The sequence below is a fragment of the Paractinoplanes polyasparticus genome (assembly GCF_019710575.1).
Classification (GTDB): Bacteria; Actinomycetota; Actinomycetes; order Mycobacteriales; family Micromonosporaceae; genus Actinoplanes; species Actinoplanes polyasparticus.
Window position 1 is genome coordinate 240,210 of the sequence record NZ_JAHWFK010000004.1, and the last position, 19,062, is coordinate 259,271.

Sequence of the window (19,062 nt, forward strand, 5' to 3'; positions counted from 1 at the left end):
ATGAGAACCCCACCCCCGCTCCTCGCCGTCGCTCTGGCGGGAGCCCTTTTCGCAACCAGTGCATGCGGCGACGACGCCGGGGCGCAGCTCGAGCTGACGGCCGCCCTGCCCGACAAGGTTGCCGGCGGCACCGCGATCCGCATCGGCGACCCCGCCGTCCAGGCCATCGTGCAGGCGTCCGGCCTGGACAAGGAGCTCTCCCAGGCCGGCGTCGAGGTCGAGTGGGCCAACATCAGCGGCGGCCCGCAGAGCATCCAGGCGTTCCGGGGCGACAAGCTGGACTGCAGCGCGGTCGCCGACATCCCCTCGCTCTTCGCGGCCTGGACCGGCACCTCGACGAAGATCGTCTTCCAGTCGGTCATCGTCGACCCGATCAACCACCCGATCTACCAGCTCGGCGTCGCGCCCGGGGTGAACGTCACCTCGCCGGCCGACCTGCGGGGCAAGAAGATCGCCTACAGCGCGGGCCAGGCCCAGGGCGCGCTGGTGCTGCGAGTGCTGCAGAAGGCGGGCCTCACCCGCGATGACGTCACCCTGGTCGAGCTGACCAGCACCGGCGACTCGTACGTGACCGCCCTGGGCAGCAAGGCGGTGGACGTGGCGCCGATCGGGGCGGCCCACGTCAAGATCTACAAGGCCAAGTATCCGGGCGGCGGGGCGATCCTCACCGGCATCCGCGACGACGCGTCGACGCTGTACTGCCTCACGAAATCGGTGCAGGACGCGGAGAAGGCGGCCGCGCTGAAGGTCTACGTCGGCGTACGGGCCAAGGCCCTGCTTTGGCAGAACGCCAACCCCGACGGGTACGCGAAGGCCTACCTGCAGGAGGTGCAGGGGCTCAGCGCGGACGATGCCAAGGACGTCGTGGCCGTCGACGGCAAGAAGGGCATCCCGGCCACCTGGGACAACGCCATCGAGCGGCTCCAGCAGACAGCCGACCTGCTGGCCGAGCAGCAGGACCGCGACAAGCTCGACGTGAGCACCCTCGTCGACCGGCGCTTCGAGAAGGTCGAGGCCGACGCCGCGGGGGCCGACGTGGTCACCGGTGACGCCGCATGACGATCACCGAGACCCGGCCCCGGACCGCCACCCCCGACGTCCGCGTCGTGCGGCGCCGGCTCGGACCGGGGCGCCGCATCCCGTACGCCTTCTGGGTCGGCCCGATCCTGCTGCTGGCCGTCTGGTCGGCGGGCTCGGCGACCGGCCTGATCAGCCCGGCCATCCTCACCGCGCCGTGGGACGTCGTGGTGGCCTTCGGCGAGCAGTGGACCGACCACGACCTGCTCGGCAACATCCTGTCCTCGCTGCAGCGGGCGGCGCTCGGCCTCGGCTTCGGGGTGGCCACCGGCGGCGTGCTGGCTGTCGTCTCCGGCCTGTCGCGGCTCGGCGAATCGCTGATCGACGGCCCGATCCAGGTCAAGCGGTCGGTGCCCACGCTGGCCCTGATCCCACTGTTCATCGCCTGGTTCGGCATCGGCCAGGAGATGAAGGTCGTGACCATCGCGCTGATCAGCATGGTCCCGATCTATGTGCACACCCACAACGGGCTGCGCGGCATCGACGGCAAGTACGCCGAGCTGGCCGAGACCCTCGACATCGGGCGTGGCGAATTCGTGCGGCACGTCGTGCTGCCCGGCGCGCTGCCCGGCTTCCTGCTCGGTATGCGGTTCGCGGTCACCTCGTCGCTGCTCGGGCTGGTGGTCGTCGAGCAGTACAACGCGACGGCCGGCATCGGTCACATGATCACGCTGGCCGAGCAGTACGGGCAGACCGACGTCATCGTCGTCGGCCTGGTCATCTACGGAGTCTTCGGCTACTGCGCGGACAGCGCCGTGCGCCTGGTCGGAAGGAGGGTGCTGGCATGGCGACGGACACTCGAGGACTGATCGCGCCGCCCGCCGTGCGGGTGCGCGACCTGCACCGGAGCTTCAGCGAGAGCGGCGGTGTGCTCAACGGGCTGGATCTCGACATCGCGCCGGGCGAGTTCGTGGCGCTGATCGGGCGCTCCGGGACGGGCAAGAGCACGCTGTTGCGGGCGCTGGCCGGGCTCGACCGGGACGTGGCGGGCTACGGCGAGATCGAGGTGCCGGAGTCGGTGTCGGTGGTCTTCCAGGACTCGCGGCTGCTGCCGTGGCGGCGGATCCTCGACAACGTCGTCCTGGGGGTGCGCGGGCCGGATGCGGCAGCGCGCGGTCAGCAGGCGCTGTCCGAGGTCGGATTGCCGGGGCGGGAACGGTCGTGGCCGTTCCAGCTGTCCGGCGGCGAGCAGCAGCGGGTCTCGCTCGCGCGGTCGCTCGTACGGGAACCGCAGTTGCTGCTGGCCGATGAGCCGTTCGGCGCCTTGGACGCGTTGACCCGCATCCGCATGCATGCACTGCTGCGCAAGCTGTGCGAGGCCCACAAACCGGCCGTCCTGCTCGTCACCCACGATGTCGACGAGGCCGTCGCGCTGTCCGACCGGGTGATCGTGCTCGACGCCGGGGTGGTGCGGGCCGACGTGCAGGTGGCCGGCCGGTCGCCGGTCGAGTTGCGTTCCTTCCTGCTGGAGGAGTTGGAAATCCGATGAGCCGTCAGTTGCACTTCAACCTGTTCCTGCACGACACCGGCCACCACGAGGCGTCGTGGCGGCTGCCCGCCTCGGATCCGCACTCGAACCTGTCGCTCGACGCCCACCAGCATCTGGCCCGGGTGGCCGAGGACGCCCGGTTCGACTCGGTGTTCCTGGCCGACAGCCCGGTGCTGTGGAGCGATCCGGGCCGCCGGCCGGCCGGGAAGCTGGAGCCGACCCTGTTGCTGGCCGCGCTGGCCGTGAGCACCCGCCACATCGGACTGATTGCCACGGCGTCCACTTCGTACAACGAGCCGTTCAATCTGGCCCGCCGCTTCGCCTCGCTCGACCACCTGTCGCGCGGACGGGCCGGGTGGAACATCGTCACCACCGCCGGGGACGCCGCTGCCCGCAACTTCGGCCTGCAGGACCAACCCCTGCATCGGACGCGATACGAGCGGGCCGACGAGTTCCTCGAGGTGTCCACGAAACTGTGGGACAGCTGGGCCGACGACGCTGTCGTGGCCGACCGCTTCTCGGGAGTGCACGCCCGAAGCGACCGGGTGCGTCCCGTCAACCACAGCGGTGCGTTCTTCCGGGTGGACGGCCCGCTGAACGTGCCGCGCTCCCCGCAGGCCTATCCCCTGCTCGTGCAGGCCGGTTCGTCCGAGGACGGCAAGGACTTCGCGGCGAAGTGGGCCGAGGCGGTCTTCACCGCGCAGCCGACGCTGGCCGAGAGCCAGGCCTTCTACGCCGACATCAAACGCCGGGCGGTGGCGGCCGGCCGCGACCCCGACCACGTCGTCGTGCTGCCCGGGATCGTGCCGGTCATCGGCTCGTCGGAAGCCGAAGCGCGGGAACTCGACGCGGAACTGGACCGCCTGATCGCACCGCAGTACGCCGTGGCGACGCTCGCTCACACGCTGCGGGTCGACGCCGACCGGCTGCGGCTGGACGAGCCGTTGCCGGACGACCTGCCGAGTGAGGACGAGATCGAGGGGGCCAAGAGCCGCCGCACGCTCATCGTCGACTGGGCGCGGCGCGACAATCTGACCGTGCGGCAGCTGATCGGCAAGCTCGGCGGTGGCCGCGGGCACCGCACCTTCGCGGGCACGCCGGTGCAGGTGGCTGACACGATCCAGCACTACTTCCTCAACGGCGCGGCCGACGGTTTCAACATCATGCCGGCCGTGCTGCCGTCCGGCATCGAGGCGTTCGCGACGGAGGTCGTGCCCATCCTGCAGGAGCGCGGGCTCTTCCGCACGGAGTACACGGGCGCCACCCTGCGCGAGCACTACGGCCTTCCCCGCCCGGCCAACCGATTGGCGCCGCAAGGGGCACTGGCATGAGCTACCTCTGGTACATCCCCAACACCGTCGAGCCGGGGCACCGCGGCGACGACGCCGTCAGCGGCTACGGCACGCTCGAACACAGCGTCGACCTGGCCCGCACGGCCGAGGAACACGGATGGGAAGGCGCGCTGATCGGCACCGGCTGGGGGTGGCCCGACACGTTCACGGTCGCCACCGCGATCGCCGCCCGGACGACCACGTTCAAGCCGCTGGCGGCGATCCGGCCCGGCTACTGGCAGCCGGCACACTTCGCCTCCGCGGCGGCCACGCTCGACCACCTCAGCGGCGGGCGCCTGCTGGTCAACATCGTCAGCGGGAAGGACAACCTCTCGGCGTACGGCGACGTCGAGGGCGACCAGACCCAGCGGTACGCCCGGACCAAGGAGTTCATGCGGATCGTGCGCCGGCTGTGGACCGAGGAGGACGTCACCTTCGAGGGCACGCACTTCGGGGTGACCGGCTCGACCCTGCCGTTGCTCCCGTCCAGCCCGCCGCGGCTCTACTTCGGGGGCGCGTCGGAGGCGGCGGAACGGGTTTCGGCCACCGAGGCCGACGTGCAGCTGTTCTGGGGTGAGCCGCTCGACGGGATCGCCGACCGGGACCTGCCGCCGCTGGAGTTCGGGTTGCGCATCACCACGCTGATCCGGGACACGCGCGAACAGGCGTGGCACGACGTGGCTGGTCGGCTCGGCCGACGACGTGCGGGCGGCGCTGGGGGCGTACGCGGACCTGGGCATCACGCACTTCGTCCTCTCCGACACCCCCTACAAGCGCGAGACGGCCCGGGTCGGCGACGCGATCGTCCTCAGTTCACGAAGTCCTGGGTGAACCAGACGCGGCCGTCGGCGCCGCGGGTGACGGCCAGGCCGATGCGCTTGAAGTTCGGGTTGAGCAGGTTGCGGCGGTGGCCGTCGTTCGGCGGCACCTCGGCCAGCATGAGGTCGGTCAGCCCGTTGGCGGCGGCCACGATCGAGGCGTCGTTGTTCGCGGCGTTGCCCTGACCGATGTTCTCGCCGGCCGAGTTCCAGGAGACGCCGGCCGCGGTGAAGCGGTCGCCCAGGCCGGCCTCCCCCGGGCACTGGTGCGAGAGGCCGCAGCCGCCCACCATCAGCGCGTTGTGGGCGGCCGCGGCCTTCGACAGGTTCGCGTTCAGGACGTACGGAGTGAGGTTGTTCGCGGTGCGGGCGGCGTTGATGTGGGCCAGCACCTGATCGATCACGGTGTCCGCGGGCGGGGTCGTCACGGGAGCGCTCGTCGGCGGCACGGTCGTCGGCGCCGCTGTGGTGGGCACGGCCGTCGTCGGCACAGCCGTCGTGGGTACGGCAGTGGTCGGCGCAGCCGTGGTCGGCGCGGCCGTCGTCGGCCGAGGGGCAGCGGTCGTGACCGTGGGCCGCGGCCGGGGCCGGTGGGTGCGCCTGTCACGGGCCGCCTCGGTCGCGCGCGTGGCCGGACCGAGCTGTGCCGCCGCGGCGGGCCGGGTGGCGGGCTGCTGACGCTGCCCGCCGGTCTGGGCCGAGGCGATGCCGGCCGCGCCCGCGCCCAGCACGCCGAGCACGACGGTGGCCAGCACGAGGTTCCGGGTCCGGGTGGGGCGGCGATGACGAGTGCGCACGGTGATCCTCTGTCGTTTCGGGGGCAACGCCGACTGACTCTGCGGCGTACGCTCCTCCACCGCACCCCTATTGAAGAAAACTTAAAGATCGATGCCCTTCCTTGCCTTCGGGCCGGCGGACGCGCCCCCAGGCGTCCGGTCCGCCCAACCCCGCACCTGAGGGCGTCCGCGCCGCTACGCTGAGTCCGTGCACCTGATTGTGGAGGTGGGCAGTCGGCTGGAGCCGGACGTCAGCTGGCCCGAGGGAGCTGCCCTGACAATGTTCGCCGGCGAGCCCGTGCAGCTCATGATGTTCCTGAGCTGCCCGCACGAGCTGGAGGTCCAAGCCGTCACGGCCGCGCCGACCAGGTTCGCCTGGGTCGACAGCGAACACGCCGGCATCCTCGCCTACCGGCTGGGCCCCGTCCTGACCTGGTCCCAGGCCCCGTACAACCCCCACCTGTTCGCGCCCGAGGACGGCCTGCCCGGCGTGGACTCCGACGGCACGGTGCAGATCGTGCTGGTCGACCGGGACACCAACATCGTCAAGGCGCTGCACCGCGTGCAGTGGCCCGCGGACTTCGCGGCAGCCGTCCGCGCCTCGGTCACCCGGATGCGGGAGATGCCCTTCAGCCGCCCCGCGTACGACCACGCCCTGGCCGCCCTGCACCGCCGCTGCCCGACCGCCGAGGACCTCGTGGTCGACCGGGCCGACGCCCTCTGCACGGCTGTCCCGGTGCCCCTGACGGAACTGTGACGCCTGCGCCCTAGGGCGTCCAGATCCACGTCGTGTTGAGCAGCTTGCCTTCCTCGGCCCGCGAGCCCTTCCACTGGGCGCCGCCGAAGACGACCATGCGGATCCCGGCGGCGACGACCGTCCGCCCGGACGCGTCGCCGCCGGGGATGTCGGGCACCTTCTCCCACGTACCGGATTCCGTGTTGAGCACCGCCTCGGCGACCACGGGATAGAGGGCGGAGGTGGCCGTGCGGGCCCCGGCGCCGAGCTCTTCGCCGCCCGGTGGATCCGGCAGGGGTGACCACCGGCCGGTGGCCGGGTCGAGCAGGCCGCCGTTGGGATACGTACGGCCCCAGTTGTTGACCTGCCCGCCGTCGGCGCCGCCGGGCGTCGGATTGACCAGGCCGCCGTCGGTCCGCAGCCACGGCCCGGTGAACAGCATCGGCGCGTCCGGGAGCCGGCGCCACGTGCCGGCACCGAGATTCAGCGCGGCCACCCGGGTGAGCGATGGCTTCTCCCCGTTCGGGTCGGGCACCAGCTCGTGGTCGAACAGCAGCAGCTCCCGGCCGCTCCACTCCAGGGTGCGGCTGAACGCGGCGCCCAGCGGGTCGTCCGGCAGGGCGTTCCAGCGCATCGTCGCCGGGTCCAGGACGTAGTCGGGGCCGGAGCCGTACTCGTCGGTGTTCCGATAGGCGACCAGCCGATCGCCGGCGTCCACGAGCTCGTAGCCGGACCGGCGGTCGAACGGTGCCGGCCACCGCGTCCAGCTGTCCTTGTCGACGCGGTAGCCGAGCACCTCGCGCCGGGTGGTGTCGGGCAGCACGTACGCCGTCGGCCCGATCACCACACCCTGGGCGCCCAGCAGCGGAACCGGAGGCGAGGCGACCGGCCGCCAGCGGTTGGTCGCCGGGTCGAGCGCGGCCGCGTCGGTCACCGGCGTGGGGTCGACGGCGCAGCTGGCGTTGGGCGGGCACGGCGCGGAGTCGCTGCCGCCCAGCAGCAGCACCTCGGTGCCCGTCCACAGCCCCAGCGCCTGCTCGCGCGGGCTCAGCGGCCCGCCGGTCACCTGCTGCCAGCCTTCCGGCACGGCCGCCTCGGTCACCGGCGGAGCTGCCGGGCCGCAGGCCGACGATCCGCACAACGCCGCCGCGACGAGCATCCCCCGGCCAAGTCTCATGGGCGTCAGACTCCGAGCCGGCCGGTCCGGTTCCCCGCGGTCACTGATCCGGGCGAGCACTCCCGGCCGGGACCGGGTCGTCGGCGGCGATCCGGGCGGCGGCCTCGTCGCGGCGGTTGGCCAGCACGCTGGTGATGGTGACCGTGATCAGGGTGACCGCGATGACGCCCAGCGAGGCCAGGGTCGGCACCTCGGGCAGCCAGGTCCAGATGCCGTGCGCCCAGTGCAGCACCAGCTTGACGCCGATGAAGGCCAGGATGACGGCCAGGCCGTAGTCGAGGTGGCGCAGCTTGTCGAGCACGTTGCGGAGCACGAAGTAGAGGGCGCGCAGACCCATCAGGGCGAAGGCGTTGGTCGCGAAGACCAGGTACGGATCCTCGGTCACGCCGTACACGGCCGGCACCGAGTCGACGGCGAACACGACGTCGGTCATGAAGACGGCGACCACCACGACGGCCAGGGGCGTCAGCACCCGGCGGCCGGCCTGGCGGATGACCATCTTGCTGCCGTGGTACTCCTTCGTGACTCCGAAGAACCGGCGCAGGAGCTTGACACTGCGCATGTTGTCGATGTCGACCGCGTGTTCCTCGCCCTTCCGGGCGTCCCGCATGACCTTGATCGCGGTCACCAGCAGCACGGCCCCGAACAGCAGGAACGCCCAGGTGCCGGCCTGCAGCACGGCCGCGCCGAGCGCGATGAAGATGCCTCGCAGCACCAGGGCGCCGGCGATGCCGTACAGCAGAACCCGCTGGGCCAGGGCCGACGGCACGGCGAAGGCGCTGAGCAGCAGCATGAAGACGAACAGGTTGTCGACCGACAGCGATTTCTCGACCACGAACCCGGTGTAGAACTCCACTGCCGGCTTGCTGCCGTACGCCCACCACAGCACCAGGCCGAACACGGCCGGCAGGGTCAGGTAGAAGACCGACCAGCCGACGGCCTCGCGCATCGGCACGTCGTGCGGCCGGCGGGTGACGACGAAGTCGGCGGCCAGCAACCCCAGCAGGACCACGATGCTGATGATCCACAACTGCGGCGAAGCGACGGTTTCGAGTGGGGCGGCAAGGGTGACACTATGCGACATCAGGGAGCCTCCTCGGAGATGTGCGCCATCGTCCGAGGTCTCCCTCACCTGCTGGTGTGGCAGGCGAGCGCACGGGGGCATGCCGAGATGCCCGTGATGACCGCGACGCTCTTTGTGAGGTACTCCCCTCGCCGCGCACACTAGCCCACGATCTTGGACACGGCCAAGTCCCCGGGTGGTGAATCACGCGAACCGGTTGACGCCGTCGCCGCTCCGTCGCATCGTGAATGAAGAGGGAGGTCAGCCATGCTTCTCGACATCCTGCTGGGCACCTTGCTGGTGGTCAGCGCCCTGATCTCGATGGCGGCGCTGTCGCTGACGGCCGGCTACCGCCATCACCATCGCCACCGCCACTAGGAGCGGACGAACACCGGCACCCCTCTAGGGTGAGGGGATGTCCGCACCGCAAGATCGCCCCGAGCGCTGGGGAGCGACGTCCGATGGCCCCGTCGACCGCTACGTCCTTGCCAACGGCGAGGGCATGCGGGTCGGCATCCTTACGTACGGGGGGATCGTCCAGAGCGTCGAGGTGCCCGACCGGGCGGGCGCGACGGCCAACGTCGTTCTCGGCTTCGATCGGCTGCAGCGCTATGTCGACAACCCCGGCCCGTATTTCGGCGCTCTTGTCGGCCGGTACGGCAACCGCATAGCCCGGGGCCGCTTCACGCTCGACGGCACGACCTACGAGCTGCCGATCAACAACGGCCCGAACAGCCTGCACGGCGGAGCCACCGGCTTCGACAAACGGATCTGGTCGGCCACCCGGACGGAGGACGCCGTCGAGCTGCGGCTGATCAGCCCCGACGGGGATCAGGGCTACCCCGGCGCCCTGACGGTCACGGTGCGCTACACCCTCACCGCCGGCAACGCGCTCAGGATCGACTACGAGGCGACCACCGACGCGCCGACCGTCGTCAACCTGACCAACCACAGCTACTTCAATCTCGGCGGCGAGGGCAGCGGCGACATCTACGGCCACCGGGTACGGCTCCACGCCGGCCATTTCACACCGGTGGACGCCGACCTGATCCCGACCGGCGAGCTACGCCCGGTGGCGGGCACGCCGATGGACTTCCGCGAGCCGGTAGCCGTCGGCGAGCGCATCCGCACCGGCGATGAGCAGCTGAGCCACGCCGGCGGCTACGACCACAACTGGGTCCTCGACCGTTCGGACAGCGCTCTGACCGCGGCGGCCGAGGTGAGCGACCCGGTCAGCGGCCGGACGCTGACCGTCTCCACCACCGAGCCCGGTCTGCAGTTCTATTCGGGTAACTTCCTCGACGGCACGATGATCGGCACGAGCGGGCGCCTCTACCGCCAGGGCGACGGCTTGGCGTTGGAGACCCAGCACTTCCCCGACTCGCCCAACCAGCCCGCCTTCCCGTCGACCGTGCTGCGGCCCGGCGGAACCTACCGTTCGACGACGGTGTGGCAGTTCGGCGTCTCAGGCGGCTGACGGCGGGAGGTGGGTGTAGGCGCCGTCGTGGGACGGTCAGGGACGAGCCGGGGTGTGGGGCGAGGGGCACGCCGCAGTCGGCGACCGCGGCCAGGCTGCGGAGCCCCACGATGTCGAGCACCTGTCCTACCCGCCAGTTGATAAGGATCTGTGATAGCGAGATGAGCCGCTACATCATCGTCGGCGCGGGCGCGGTCGGCGCCACCGTGGGCGCCCAGCTGCACCGGGCCGGCATCGAGGTGGTCCTGGTGGCCCGGGGCGCCCACCTGGACGCGCTGCGCGAGCACGGGCTGCGCTATCTGCGGCCCGACGGCGAGCACGTGCTGCCCATCCCGGTCGTCGCCGGCCCGGCCGAGATCACGCTGCGGGCCGACGACGTGCTGGTGCTGGCGACCAAGTCGCAGGACACCGCGGCCGCCCTGGAGGCGTGGGCCGGCGCCGCCCACCTGCCGCTGCTCACCTTGCAGAACGGCCTGGAGAACGAACGGCTGGCCCTGCGCCTGTTCGGCACGGTGATCGGCGGCGTCATCCGGACCCCGGCCAGCTACCTCACCGCGGGCGAGGTCGTCTCCCCGGCCGATCCGACCCCGGCCGTGGTGTGGCTGGGCCGGTACCCGGCCGGCGCCGGTGAGCCGGCCGAGACCATCGCGGACGACCTGCGCCGGGCCGGTCTGGTCGCCGAGGTCGTGCCCGACATCCAGCGCTGGAAAGCCGGCAAGCTGCTGGGCAACCTCGTCAACGGGCTCGACGCCCTCTACCCGGCGGGCGAACTCCGCGACGCGGCGCTCGCCGCGCTGCAGCAGGAGGCCAGGGCTGTTCTCACGGCAGCCGGGATCAAGCCGGCCGACTTGAAGACCGAGACGAGCGCCGATCTCAGCGGATTCGTCGTGCGCCCGGTTCCCGGCCATCCTCGGCAGGGACATTCGACCTGGCAGAGCCTGGCCCGCGGGGTCGCCACCGAGACCGACTACCTGAACGGCGAGATCGTGCTGCTCGGGCGGTTGCACGGTGTCGCCACGCCGCTCAACCAGGCCGTGCAGCAGCGCGTACGCCGGGCGGTCGCCGAGGGAACGGCTCCGGGCTCGCTCGACGAGGCCGACCTGGCCGCGCTGCTCCGGGCCGACGACCATCGGGACGACGTCCTGATCGAGGTGGCCGAGCTGCACCGCCGGCTGGCCACGGCCGACGCGCCCGTGGTGCTCGATGTGCGGTGGGCACTGGGCGACCCGAACGGGGCCGAGCACTACCGCGAGGGACACATCCCGGGCGCCGTCTACGTGGACCTCGACACTGAGCTGGCCGGGCCCCATGCTCCTGGCACCGGTCGGCATCCTCTGCCCGACCTGGCAAAGTTCCAGGCTGACGTACGCCGGTGGGGAGTGACCCGACGGGGCGGAGTCGTCGTCTACGACAACAGCGGCGGGCTCGCCGCCGCCCGCGCGTGGTGGCTGCTGCGCTGGACGGGCGTCACGGACGTGCGGATCCTCGACGGCGGGCTGGCCGCGTGGGCTGAGGCGGGCCACTTCCAGGCCACCGGCGAGGCCCGTCCCCGTCCGGCCGGCGACATCGTGCTCGAGCCCGGGCAGCTGCCCACCCTGACCGCGGACGAGGCCGCCGAGCTCGCCCGGACCGGGTCGCTGGTGGACGCCCGGGCCGGCGAGCGCTACCGCGGCGAGATCGAGCCGATCGACCCCCGGGCGGGCCACATCCCTGGTGCGGTCAGCCTGCCCACCGCAGCCAATCTGGACGGGCAGCGGTTCCTGGCCACGGCCGCCTTGCGGGAGCGCTTCGCCGGACTGCGGGGGCCGGTCGGCGTCTACTGCGGATCTGGGGTGACGGCCGCCCACGAGATCGCCGCGCTGGCCATCGCCGGCGTCGACGCCGCCCTCTATCCCGGCTCGTGGTCCGAATGGTCGTCCGACCCCGAGCGCCCGGCCGAGACCGGCGCGGACCCATCGGGACCGCCACGGGGAACAGCGATGCCAGCGGATCGACAGCCTCACTGACCAACGGCGATGCCGGCGGATCGACAGCCTGGCCGGCCGGCCCGGGCCGTACGCCGCCCTCGTCCACGCCTGGACGCAGCAGTGATTACGGTGGCAGGCATGAGGATCGTGGTGCTGGACGACTATCAGCGGGTGGCCCGGGCGTACGGAGACTTCGACTCGCTGCCGGAGGCCGACGTCGAGGTGGTGCACGAGCACATCGCCGACCGGGATGCGCTGGTCGCGGCGTTGCAGGATGCCGAGGTCGTGGTGGCGATGCGGGAGCGGACGGCGTTCCCGGCCGAGGTGTTCGAGCGGCTGCCCAAGCTGCGGCTGCTGGTCACCACGGGCATGGCCAACGCGGCCGTCGACTTCGCGGCGGCCGCAGCGCACGGGGTCACGATCAGCGGAACGACCATGTACGGCAACACGAAGAGCTCGAACACGGCCGAGCTCACCTGGGCGTTGATCCTGGCCTGCCGGCGGCACGTGGTGACCGAGGACAGGGCGCTGCGCGACGGGCGCTGGCAGACCACCGTCGGCAGCGACCTCGCAGGCAGCACCCTGGGCGTGCTGGGGCTGGGGCGGATGGGTACGCAGGTGGCGCGGATCGGGCAGGCCTTCGACATGCGGGTGATCGCCTGGAGCGAGAACCTCACCGCGGAGCGGGCGGCCGAGGCGGGCGCGACGCTGGTGTCGCGGGACGAGCTGTTCGCCGGCAGCGACGTGCTGACCGTGCACCTCAAGCTCAGCGAGCGGACCACCGGTCTGGTCGGCGCGGCCGAGTTCGCCGCCATGAAGCCGTCCGCGGTGCTGGTCAACACGTCCCGCGGGCCGATCGTCGACGAGACGGCGCTGGTCGCGGCGCTCATCGCGGGCTCGATCGCGGGCGCGGGGCTGGACGTCTACGACGTCGAGCCGCTGCCGCGGGGCAACCCGCTGCGCGGCGCGCCCCGTACGGTGCTGTTGCCGCACCTCGGCTACGTCACCGAAGCCAGCCTGCGTGGCATGTATCAGCAGGTCGTCGAGGACATCGCCGCGTGGCAGGCCGGCGCGCCGGTGAGGGTGCTGGCGCCGCCGGCCTGACCGCGGGTCAGTGTTCCTTTTCGATCTCGGGCGTCGTGCCGTTCACGGCCTTGGCCGCGCCCAGCTTGCTGAGCAGGGCGGAAAGGTCGATGCCGGTCAGGTCGGTGCCCAGCTGCAGGCCCTGGGCCACGTTGTTGGCGACCGACTTGGTCAGCGACGAGGCGCCGTCGGTGGAGATGACGGTCATCTTGTCGATCGAGCCCATCGGGGCCGCGGCGGCCTCGACGACCTGGGGCAGCACGCGGACCAGCAGGTCGAGCACGGCGGCCTCGCCGTAGGCGGCGAACGCCTCGGCCTTGCGGGCCATCGCCTCGGCCTCGGCGCCACCCTTGGCCAGGATGGCCGCGGCCTCGGCCGCGCCCTCGCGCTCGATCGCCTCGGCGATCGCGGTACGACGGCGCTGCTCGGCCTCGCCCTCCTTGGCGCCCTCGATCGCGTTGGCCTCGGCCAGCGCGGCCCGGCGGGCCCGCTCGCCCTCACCGGTCAGGCGGGACTGCTCGGCCTGCGCCTGCGCGGCCGCGATGGTGGCCTGCCGCTGCGCGTCGGCGCCGAGCACCGCGGCGGCGCGGGACGCCTCCGCCTCCTGCTCGACCTTGTAGCGCTGGGCGTCGGCCGGCTTGCGCACCTCGGTGTCGAGCTGACGCTGCTTGAGCTCGGCGTTCTGCTCGGCGACCTTCTGCTGCTCGGCCAGGATGGCCTGGTCGCGCTCGGCCTGGGCCAGCGGGCCGGCCGCGGCCGACCGCGCCTTGGCCGCGTCGATCTCGGCCTGGATGCCGGCCTGCTTGAGCGACAGGTTGCGCTGCGCCTCGGCGATGGCCTCCTCGGCCAGCAGGCGCTCCTGCTCGGCCTGCTGCCGGGCCCGGGCCTCAGCGATGGCCGCGTCCTTGAGCACGCGGGCCGCCTCGGGACGACCCAGGTCCTGCAGGTACGAGCCCTCGGCCACGATGTCCTGCAGCTGGAACGCGTCGAGCACCAGACCCTGGTTGGTCATCGAGTGCTCGGCCTCCTCGGCCACCGCGCTGGCGAACGCGGCCCGGTCGCGGATTATCTCCTCGATCGTGAGCCGGCCGACGATCGAGCGCAGCGCGCCCGCCAGCACCTCGCGGGTGAACTCCTCGATCTCGGCCTGCTGGTGCAGGAAACGCTGGGCCGCGGCCCGGATCGCGCCCTCGTTGCCGCCGACCTTGACGATCGCCACGCCGTGCAGCTCGGCCCGGATGCCCTGCTTCGACACCGCGCCCCGGATGCTGACGTCGATGCGGCGGCTGGACAGGTCGAGCGACTGCAGCTTCTGAACAACCGGCAGGACGAACACCGACGCGCCCATGACGACCTTCTGGCCGGACATGTCGGTGCTGCTGGTGCCGTCGGCCGACTGGGTCGTGCGGCCCTTGCGGCCGGTGATGATGAAGGCCTCGTTCGGACCGGCCACCTTGATGCGGGACAGCACGAACAGGATGATCAGGATGACAAGAAGAACGGCACCGCCGACAGCGATGAGCAGAGGGGACATCTATACCTTTCCAGGGTGAGGGGTCTCGTCGACCCGGAGCGTTTCCTCAACGACGACACTGGTGTCGGACGGCGCCTCGACCACGAAGACGTGCGCGCCGGACGCGATGGCATGGTCCGACCGCGCGTACAGCTTGATCGGCTGCCCGCCGAGCATGATGCGCACTTCGCCGTAACCTGTTCCGGCCGGTACGGAAGTGACGATAACGCCGATGCTGCCGACCAGATCCTGGCGGCGCGGGGTGGCATCGGTGTGCATGGTGCGCGCGGCCCGCGACAGCCGCAGGGCGAACCAGGCCGTGGGCACCGCGGCGACCAGCCCGATGGCGGAGGCCGCGGCGATCGCCCCGGACGTGCCGACGCCCAGCAGTTCGGCCGCGATGGCCCCGGCGAAGCCGAAAGCACCGAGGAATCCGGCGACGACCTCGAGCGAGACCGGCCCGTCACCGAAGTGCAGGAAGCTCATCAGCTCGCCACCGAGCAGAGCGAGCGCGAGCACGGCCACACCGACGGCGCCGATCACCAGAAAGACCACGGTCGCCGTCGCCATCGCCCCGCCTCCCCCGCCCGAACGCCGAGGTCAGGGTAGTGCATCGACGCCAGTGAAGAGGTGACGACGTCGTCGCCGACCGGGCCACAACGGTGCTGGGCGACCGATACTGGACGGATGACCGGTAAACCTCCGCTGTCGGTGCTCAGGCTGTTCCAGGACGCGGTCGCGTGGGTGCCGGCGTACGCCCGCTTCCTGCACGACGAGGGCGTGAAGCCGCACGGCGTGCGGGACCCGTCCGAGATACCGCTGATGACCAAGGCCAACTATCACCAGCGCTATCCGCTGACCGAGCGGTGCCGGGCCGGCCGGCTGGGGCGGCTCGTTCGAGCAGACCGTGCTGCTGGGCTATCCGCCGTTCGTCAAGAACGCCATCGACGCCGGCCGCCGGCGCGGGGTCGACTGGCGCTCGTACGACGTGAAGCTGGTGCTGGCGGGCGAGGTGTTCAGCGTCCGGATCCGCCGCTTCCTGGCCGACCGGCCCGACGTCGCCACGCCCCTGTTCGGCGACGCCCGGCTGCCCACGCTCGTGCAGTACGACCCGGCGACCCGGGTGTTCGAGACGGCGCCGGACGGAACGCTGGTCTTCAGCGCCGACGGCACCGTGCCGCTCGTTCGCTATCACATCGCCGACGAGGGTGGCCTCCTGCCGTACGAGAAGCTCGTCGGCCTCTGCCGCGAGCACGGCTTCGAACCCGGCGACGGGCCACGGCTGCCCTTCGTCCACGTCTTCGGGCGGTCGCTGTTCACGATCTCGTTCTTCGGCGCCAACGTCTATCCCGAGAACGTCACGGTCGGGTTGGAACGCCCGGCGGTCAGCGGCTGGACGACGGGGCGGTTCGTCCTGCGTACGATCGAGGACGCCGACCAGGACCGCCGGCTGCAGGTCGTGGCCGAGCTGGCTGCCGGCGCCGAACCCACCGAGGAGCGCCGGCGCTCGGCGGCCGAATCGATCCGGACCGAGCTGCTGCGCCTCAACAGCGAGTTCGCGCACTACGTGCCCGCCGACTGTCAGCTGCCGCTGATCGAGCTGCGTCCCGCCGACGACCCCGAGTTCTTCCCGCGCGGCGTCAAGCACCGCTACACGCGCGGCGGCACCGACTGAGGCGGACGGGCGGGAAACGGATCGATCGGCCCCGGCCTGTGCTTGGGAGGCCGCCGGGGCCGATCGTCTGTGACTGGCCTGCCGGGGACACTGAGTTCCCCGACCCCCGTGGCCAGTGTCGCTCGTCGTTGAGCAAGCTCTGCGGACGAGTCTGCGGCCTCCGGCGGCGGCGCGTCCGAAGTCTGGACGAATTTGGACGGCGATCGGCGGTGGCCTAGCGTCGAGGATCTTCGATCGTCGAGCGCTGACTGGGGAGTGAGCGATGCCGTCGCAGGAACAGGCGCCCGCGGGGGCCTTCGCCGAGTTGCCCGATCCGGCCCAGGCCGGCTCGTCGGGCGACCTCGTGGAGCGGTTGCGCCTGCTCAAGGTGTGGGCGGGCGATCCCTCGTACGAAATGATCAAGGATCGGGTGAATGCCGCCTGGACCGCGGCGGGGCGGCCGGCGAGCGAGCTGGCCCGGCGCTCGACCGTGGCCAACATCTTCACGCCGGGGCGCCGCCGGTTCAACACCGATCTGGTCATCGCCGTGGTCGAGGCGCTGCACCCCGACGTCGGCTACGTGAACCAGTGGGCTCAGGCGCTGCGCGTGGTCGGCGGCGAGGCCGAGCCGGTGGCCCAGGTGCGGGTGCAGGACTCGCTGCCGCCGGATCTCGACTCGTTCACCGGCCGGACCGGCGAGCTCGACGAGTTGCGCTCGGCCATGCGGGCCGGGGACGCGGTGGTGATCTCGGCGATCGAGGGCATGGCCGGCGTCGGCAAGACCCAGTTGGCCGTGCACGCCGGCCACCGGCTGGTGCGCGAGAAGGCGGCCGACCGGGTGCTGTTCGTCAACCTGCGCGGCTTCCATCCGGACAGTGCGCAGCCGCCGGCCGATCCGGGCGCCGTGCTGGACGGCTTCCTGCGCCTGCTCGGCGTGCCGGGCCAGCAGATCCCGCACGGTCTCGATGCCCGCGCCGCCGCCTACCGCGACCGTCTCGCCGGCACCCGGACGCTGGTGTTGCTCGACAACGCGGCCACGGCCGATCAGGTACGCCCGCTGCTGCCGGCCGTGGCGGGCTGTCTCGCCCTGGTCACGAGCCGCCGCAACCTCGCCGACCTGAAGCCGGCCACCCAGCTCGCGGTCGACGCCTTCACCCCGGGCGAGGCGCTGGCGTTCCTGACGAGCATGCTGGCCGGCCTGCCCACCGGCACCGATCCGGACGCGGCGGGACGGATCGCCCGGCGCGCGGGGCACCTGCCGCTGGCGCTGAGCCTGATCGCCGGGCACATCCTCGGCACCCCGGGCTGGACGCTGACCGACCACGCCGACCGGCTCGACGAGCGGCACCGCGACCGGCGGCTCGACTCGGGCGTCGAGCTGGCCCTCGACCTGTCGTACCAGGGCCTGCCCCACGACCAGCAGCGGCTCTTCCGGCTGGCCGCGCTGCACCCCGGGCAGGATTTCGACGTGTACGCCGCGGCTGCGCTGGCCGGCGCCGAGCAGACTGCCACGCAGGCTCTGCTCGACCGGCTCGGTCAGGACCACCTGCTGCAGCCGGCCGGTCCGGGCCGTTACACGTTCCACGACCTCGTCCGTGCCTATGCGGCCACCCGGTCCCAGGATCAAGACCCTCCGCCCGTACGGCGGGAAGCCCTGACCCGGCTCTTCGACTACTACCTCGGGGCGGCTGCGGCGGCCATGAACACGCTGCACCCGGCCGAGGCGCGCCGCCGGCCGTCCGTCGAGCCCGTGGACACCCCCAGCCCCGACCTCTCGGACCCCGGCCAAGCCGCCGCCTGGCTCGACACCGAGCGCCCGACCCTGGTCGCCGTGGCCGCCCACACGGCCGGGAACGGCTGGCCCGGGCACACCACCCGGCTGGCCCGGATCCTCTACCGCTATCTGCAGGGCAGCGACAACAACGACGCGCTGACCGTGCACGGCCACGCCCTCGACGCCAGCCGCGACAGCGGTGACCTGGCCGGGCAGGGGCACGCGATGATCGGCATGGCCGTCGTCCACCTGCGGATGGGCGAGACCGGGCGCGGCGCCGGCCTGATGCGCGACGCCAACGACCTGTTCCGCCAGGTCGACGACCCGGTCGGGCAGGCCGTGGCCCTGCACAACCTGGGCATGCTGGCCGACCGCTCGGGCGAGTACGAGACCGCGATCGACCACTGGGAACGGGCGCTGGCCTTCTTCCGGCAGGCCGGCGACCAGTCGGGCGAGGCGCAGAGTCTGAACGTTCTCGGCACCGCCATGGAGCGCACGAGCCGGTTCGTCGAAGCCATCGACTACTGCCGGGCCGCGCTGACGCTGGCCCGCCAGAGCGGCAACGAGCACGGGACGGCGTTCGTGCTGAACACGCTGGGCTCGGTCGAGCTGACGTCGGGCCATCACGAGTCGGCCGGCGAACACCTGCGCGAGGCGCTCGCGATCTTCCGGCAGCTCGGCAGCCGGGCCGGCGAGGCGACCGTCCTGGACAGTCTCGGTCTGCTGCACACGCGGATGGATCAGCCCGAGCGGGCCGTCGACTATCACGATCAGGCGCTGGTCATCGTGCAGGAGATCGGCGACCAGGACGGTGAGACTCACGTGCGCAACGGGCTCGGGGCGGCCATGCTCGCCGCTTCCCGGCCGGCGGACGCTCTGATGCATTTCACCGCGGCCCGCGAACTGGCCGACAAATTGGGGGTACGGAGTCAGCAGGCGGAGGCCTCGGCCGGGCTGGGCCGAGCGCATCAGGCACTGGGTGCCCCCGCGCCGGCGCGGGCTCACTACGAGCAGGCCTTGGCCCTGTACGCCGAGTTCGACCCCGCGGAGGCCGCCCTGGTACGGAAGCTGATAGCCGAGCTGGACGCTGGGAGCGCTCCCATGTAACGATGTCGGTCAATACCGGA

General features: G+C 71.8%; 15 protein-coding genes and 2 pseudogenes. 12 read left to right on the top strand and 5 right to left on the bottom strand.

Annotated features, from left to right (window positions below; translation table 11 throughout):
- From KXC43_RS07070 to KXC43_RS07090, 5 genes and pseudogenes are all read left to right on the top strand, one after another.
- On the top strand, positions 1-1,059 hold the full coding sequence (locus KXC43_RS07070) for an ABC transporter substrate-binding protein (protein ID WP_221375124.1): 1,059 nt from the start codon (positions 1-3) through the stop codon (positions 1,057-1,059).
- The gene (locus KXC43_RS07075) at positions 1,056-1,886 is read left to right on the top strand and encodes an ABC transporter permease (protein WP_221375125.1); all 831 of its coding nucleotides are present in this window, start codon (positions 1,056-1,058) and stop codon (positions 1,884-1,886) included. The genes KXC43_RS07070 and KXC43_RS07075 overlap by 4 nt, the downstream gene beginning before the upstream one ends.
- Positions 1,862-2,566, top strand: a complete 705-nt coding sequence (locus KXC43_RS07080) for an ABC transporter ATP-binding protein (protein WP_221375126.1) — start codon at positions 1,862-1,864, stop codon at positions 2,564-2,566. Before KXC43_RS07075 ends, KXC43_RS07080 begins: the two co-directional genes overlap by 25 nt.
- Complete coding sequence (locus KXC43_RS07085) at positions 2,563-3,897, top strand: LLM class flavin-dependent oxidoreductase (RefSeq protein ID WP_221375127.1); 1,335 nt, start codon at positions 2,563-2,565, stop codon at positions 3,895-3,897. The genes KXC43_RS07080 and KXC43_RS07085 overlap by 4 nt, the downstream gene beginning before the upstream one ends.
- Positions 3,894-4,535, top strand: a pseudogene (locus KXC43_RS07090) (LLM class flavin-dependent oxidoreductase); the annotation flags it as partial. The gene KXC43_RS07085 and the pseudogene KXC43_RS07090, both read left to right, overlap by 4 nt.
- Positions 4,536-4,705: 170 nt before the next feature.
- Here the strand turns inward: KXC43_RS07090 and KXC43_RS07095 are convergent.
- On the bottom strand, positions 4,706-5,512 hold the full coding sequence (locus KXC43_RS07095) for a CAP domain-containing protein (RefSeq protein WP_308128991.1): 807 nt from the start codon (positions 5,510-5,512) through the stop codon (positions 4,706-4,708).
- 187 nt (positions 5,513-5,699) lie between these two features.
- Here KXC43_RS07095 and KXC43_RS07100 point away from each other — a divergent pair, with 187 nt between their 5' ends.
- Positions 5,700-6,248 carry a hypothetical protein gene (locus KXC43_RS07100; RefSeq protein ID WP_308128992.1) on the top strand — a complete coding sequence of 183 codons (549 nt, stop codon included), beginning with the start codon at positions 5,700-5,702 and terminating at the stop codon, positions 6,246-6,248.
- A 10-nt stretch (positions 6,249-6,258) separates the two neighbouring features.
- Here the strand turns inward: KXC43_RS07100 and KXC43_RS07105 are convergent, their stop codons facing one another.
- The gene (locus tag KXC43_RS07105; protein ID WP_221375128.1) at positions 6,259-7,404 is read right to left on the bottom strand and encodes a hypothetical protein; all 1,146 of its coding nucleotides are present in this window, start codon (positions 7,402-7,404) and stop codon (positions 6,259-6,261) included.
- Between the two features lie 40 nt (positions 7,405-7,444).
- Positions 7,445-8,488, bottom strand: coding sequence for a TerC/Alx family metal homeostasis membrane protein (locus tag KXC43_RS07110; protein WP_221375129.1), 1,044 nt, complete (start codon positions 8,486-8,488; stop codon positions 7,445-7,447).
- 394 nt (positions 8,489-8,882) lie between these two features.
- On the opposite strand from KXC43_RS07110, the gene KXC43_RS07115 reads away from it, so the two are divergent.
- The 4 genes and pseudogenes from KXC43_RS07115 to KXC43_RS07130 all read left to right on the top strand — a co-directional run bounded on the left by KXC43_RS07115 (position 8,883) and on the right by KXC43_RS07130 (position 13,015).
- The gene (locus KXC43_RS07115) at positions 8,883-9,944 is read left to right on the top strand and encodes an aldose epimerase family protein (RefSeq protein ID WP_221375130.1); all 1,062 of its coding nucleotides are present in this window, start codon (positions 8,883-8,885) and stop codon (positions 9,942-9,944) included.
- A gap of 161 nt (positions 9,945-10,105) precedes the next feature.
- A pseudogene (locus KXC43_RS07120) lies at positions 10,106-10,990 on the top strand (ketopantoate reductase family protein); the annotation flags it as partial.
- Between the two features lie 63 nt (positions 10,991-11,053).
- Positions 11,054-11,950 (top strand): sulfurtransferase, encoded by an 897-nt coding sequence (locus KXC43_RS07125; protein WP_221375218.1) that lies wholly within the window; start codon positions 11,054-11,056, stop codon positions 11,948-11,950.
- A gap of 99 nt (positions 11,951-12,049) precedes the next feature.
- On the top strand, positions 12,050-13,015 hold the full coding sequence (locus KXC43_RS07130) for a D-2-hydroxyacid dehydrogenase family protein (protein WP_221375131.1): 966 nt from the start codon (positions 12,050-12,052) through the stop codon (positions 13,013-13,015).
- A 7-nt stretch (positions 13,016-13,022) separates the two neighbouring features.
- Here the strand turns inward: KXC43_RS07130 and KXC43_RS07135 are convergent, their stop codons facing one another.
- Positions 13,023-14,528 carry a flotillin family protein gene (locus KXC43_RS07135; protein WP_221375132.1) on the bottom strand — a complete coding sequence of 502 codons (1,506 nt, stop codon included), beginning with the start codon at positions 14,526-14,528 and terminating at the stop codon, positions 13,023-13,025.
- Complete coding sequence (locus KXC43_RS07140; RefSeq protein WP_221375133.1) at positions 14,529-15,077, bottom strand: NfeD C-terminal domain-containing protein; 549 nt, start codon at positions 15,075-15,077, stop codon at positions 14,529-14,531.
- Positions 15,078-15,414: 337 nt separating this feature from the next.
- Here KXC43_RS07140 and KXC43_RS07145 point away from each other — a divergent pair, with 337 nt between their 5' ends.
- Both KXC43_RS07145 and KXC43_RS07150 read left to right on the top strand, forming a co-directional pair.
- On the top strand, positions 15,415-16,182 hold the full coding sequence (locus KXC43_RS07145; RefSeq protein ID WP_221375134.1) for a phenylacetate--CoA ligase family protein: 768 nt from the start codon (positions 15,415-15,417) through the stop codon (positions 16,180-16,182).
- 262 nt (positions 16,183-16,444) lie between these two features.
- Positions 16,445-19,042: a tetratricopeptide repeat protein gene (locus KXC43_RS07150; protein ID WP_221375135.1), complete on the top strand. Its 2,598-nt coding sequence runs from the start codon at positions 16,445-16,447 to the stop codon at positions 19,040-19,042.
- Positions 19,043-19,062: the final 20 nt, after the last annotated feature.

Excerpts from the sequence above, each read along its gene's own strand:
- KXC43_RS07070 (WP_221375124.1), top strand. The coding sequence starts at position 1 with ATGAGAACCCCACCCCCGCTCCTCGCCGTCGCTCTGGCGGGAGCCCTT.
- KXC43_RS07085 (WP_221375127.1), top strand. The coding sequence starts at position 2,563 with ATGAGCCGTCAGTTGCACTTCAACCTGTTCCTGCACGACACCGGCCAC.
- KXC43_RS07150 (WP_221375135.1), top strand. The coding sequence starts at position 16,445 with ATGCCGTCGCAGGAACAGGCGCCCGCGGGGGCCTTCGCCGAGTTGCCC.
- KXC43_RS07075 (WP_221375125.1), top strand. The coding sequence starts at position 1,056 with ATGACGATCACCGAGACCCGGCCCCGGACCGCCACCCCCGACGTCCGC.
- KXC43_RS07110 (WP_221375129.1), bottom strand. The coding sequence starts at position 8,488 with ATGTCGCATAGTGTCACCCTTGCCGCCCCACTCGAAACCGTCGCTTCG.
- KXC43_RS07135 (WP_221375132.1), bottom strand. The coding sequence starts at position 14,528 with ATGTCCCCTCTGCTCATCGCTGTCGGCGGTGCCGTTCTTCTTGTCATC.
- KXC43_RS07115 (WP_221375130.1), top strand. The coding sequence starts at position 8,883 with ATGTCCGCACCGCAAGATCGCCCCGAGCGCTGGGGAGCGACGTCCGAT.
- KXC43_RS07140 (WP_221375133.1), bottom strand. The coding sequence starts at position 15,077 with ATGGCGACGGCGACCGTGGTCTTTCTGGTGATCGGCGCCGTCGGTGTG.
- KXC43_RS07105 (WP_221375128.1), bottom strand. The coding sequence starts at position 7,404 with ATGAGACTTGGCCGGGGGATGCTCGTCGCGGCGGCGTTGTGCGGATCG.
- KXC43_RS07080 (WP_221375126.1), top strand. The coding sequence starts at position 1,862 with ATGGCGACGGACACTCGAGGACTGATCGCGCCGCCCGCCGTGCGGGTG.
- KXC43_RS07130 (WP_221375131.1), top strand. The coding sequence starts at position 12,050 with ATGAGGATCGTGGTGCTGGACGACTATCAGCGGGTGGCCCGGGCGTAC.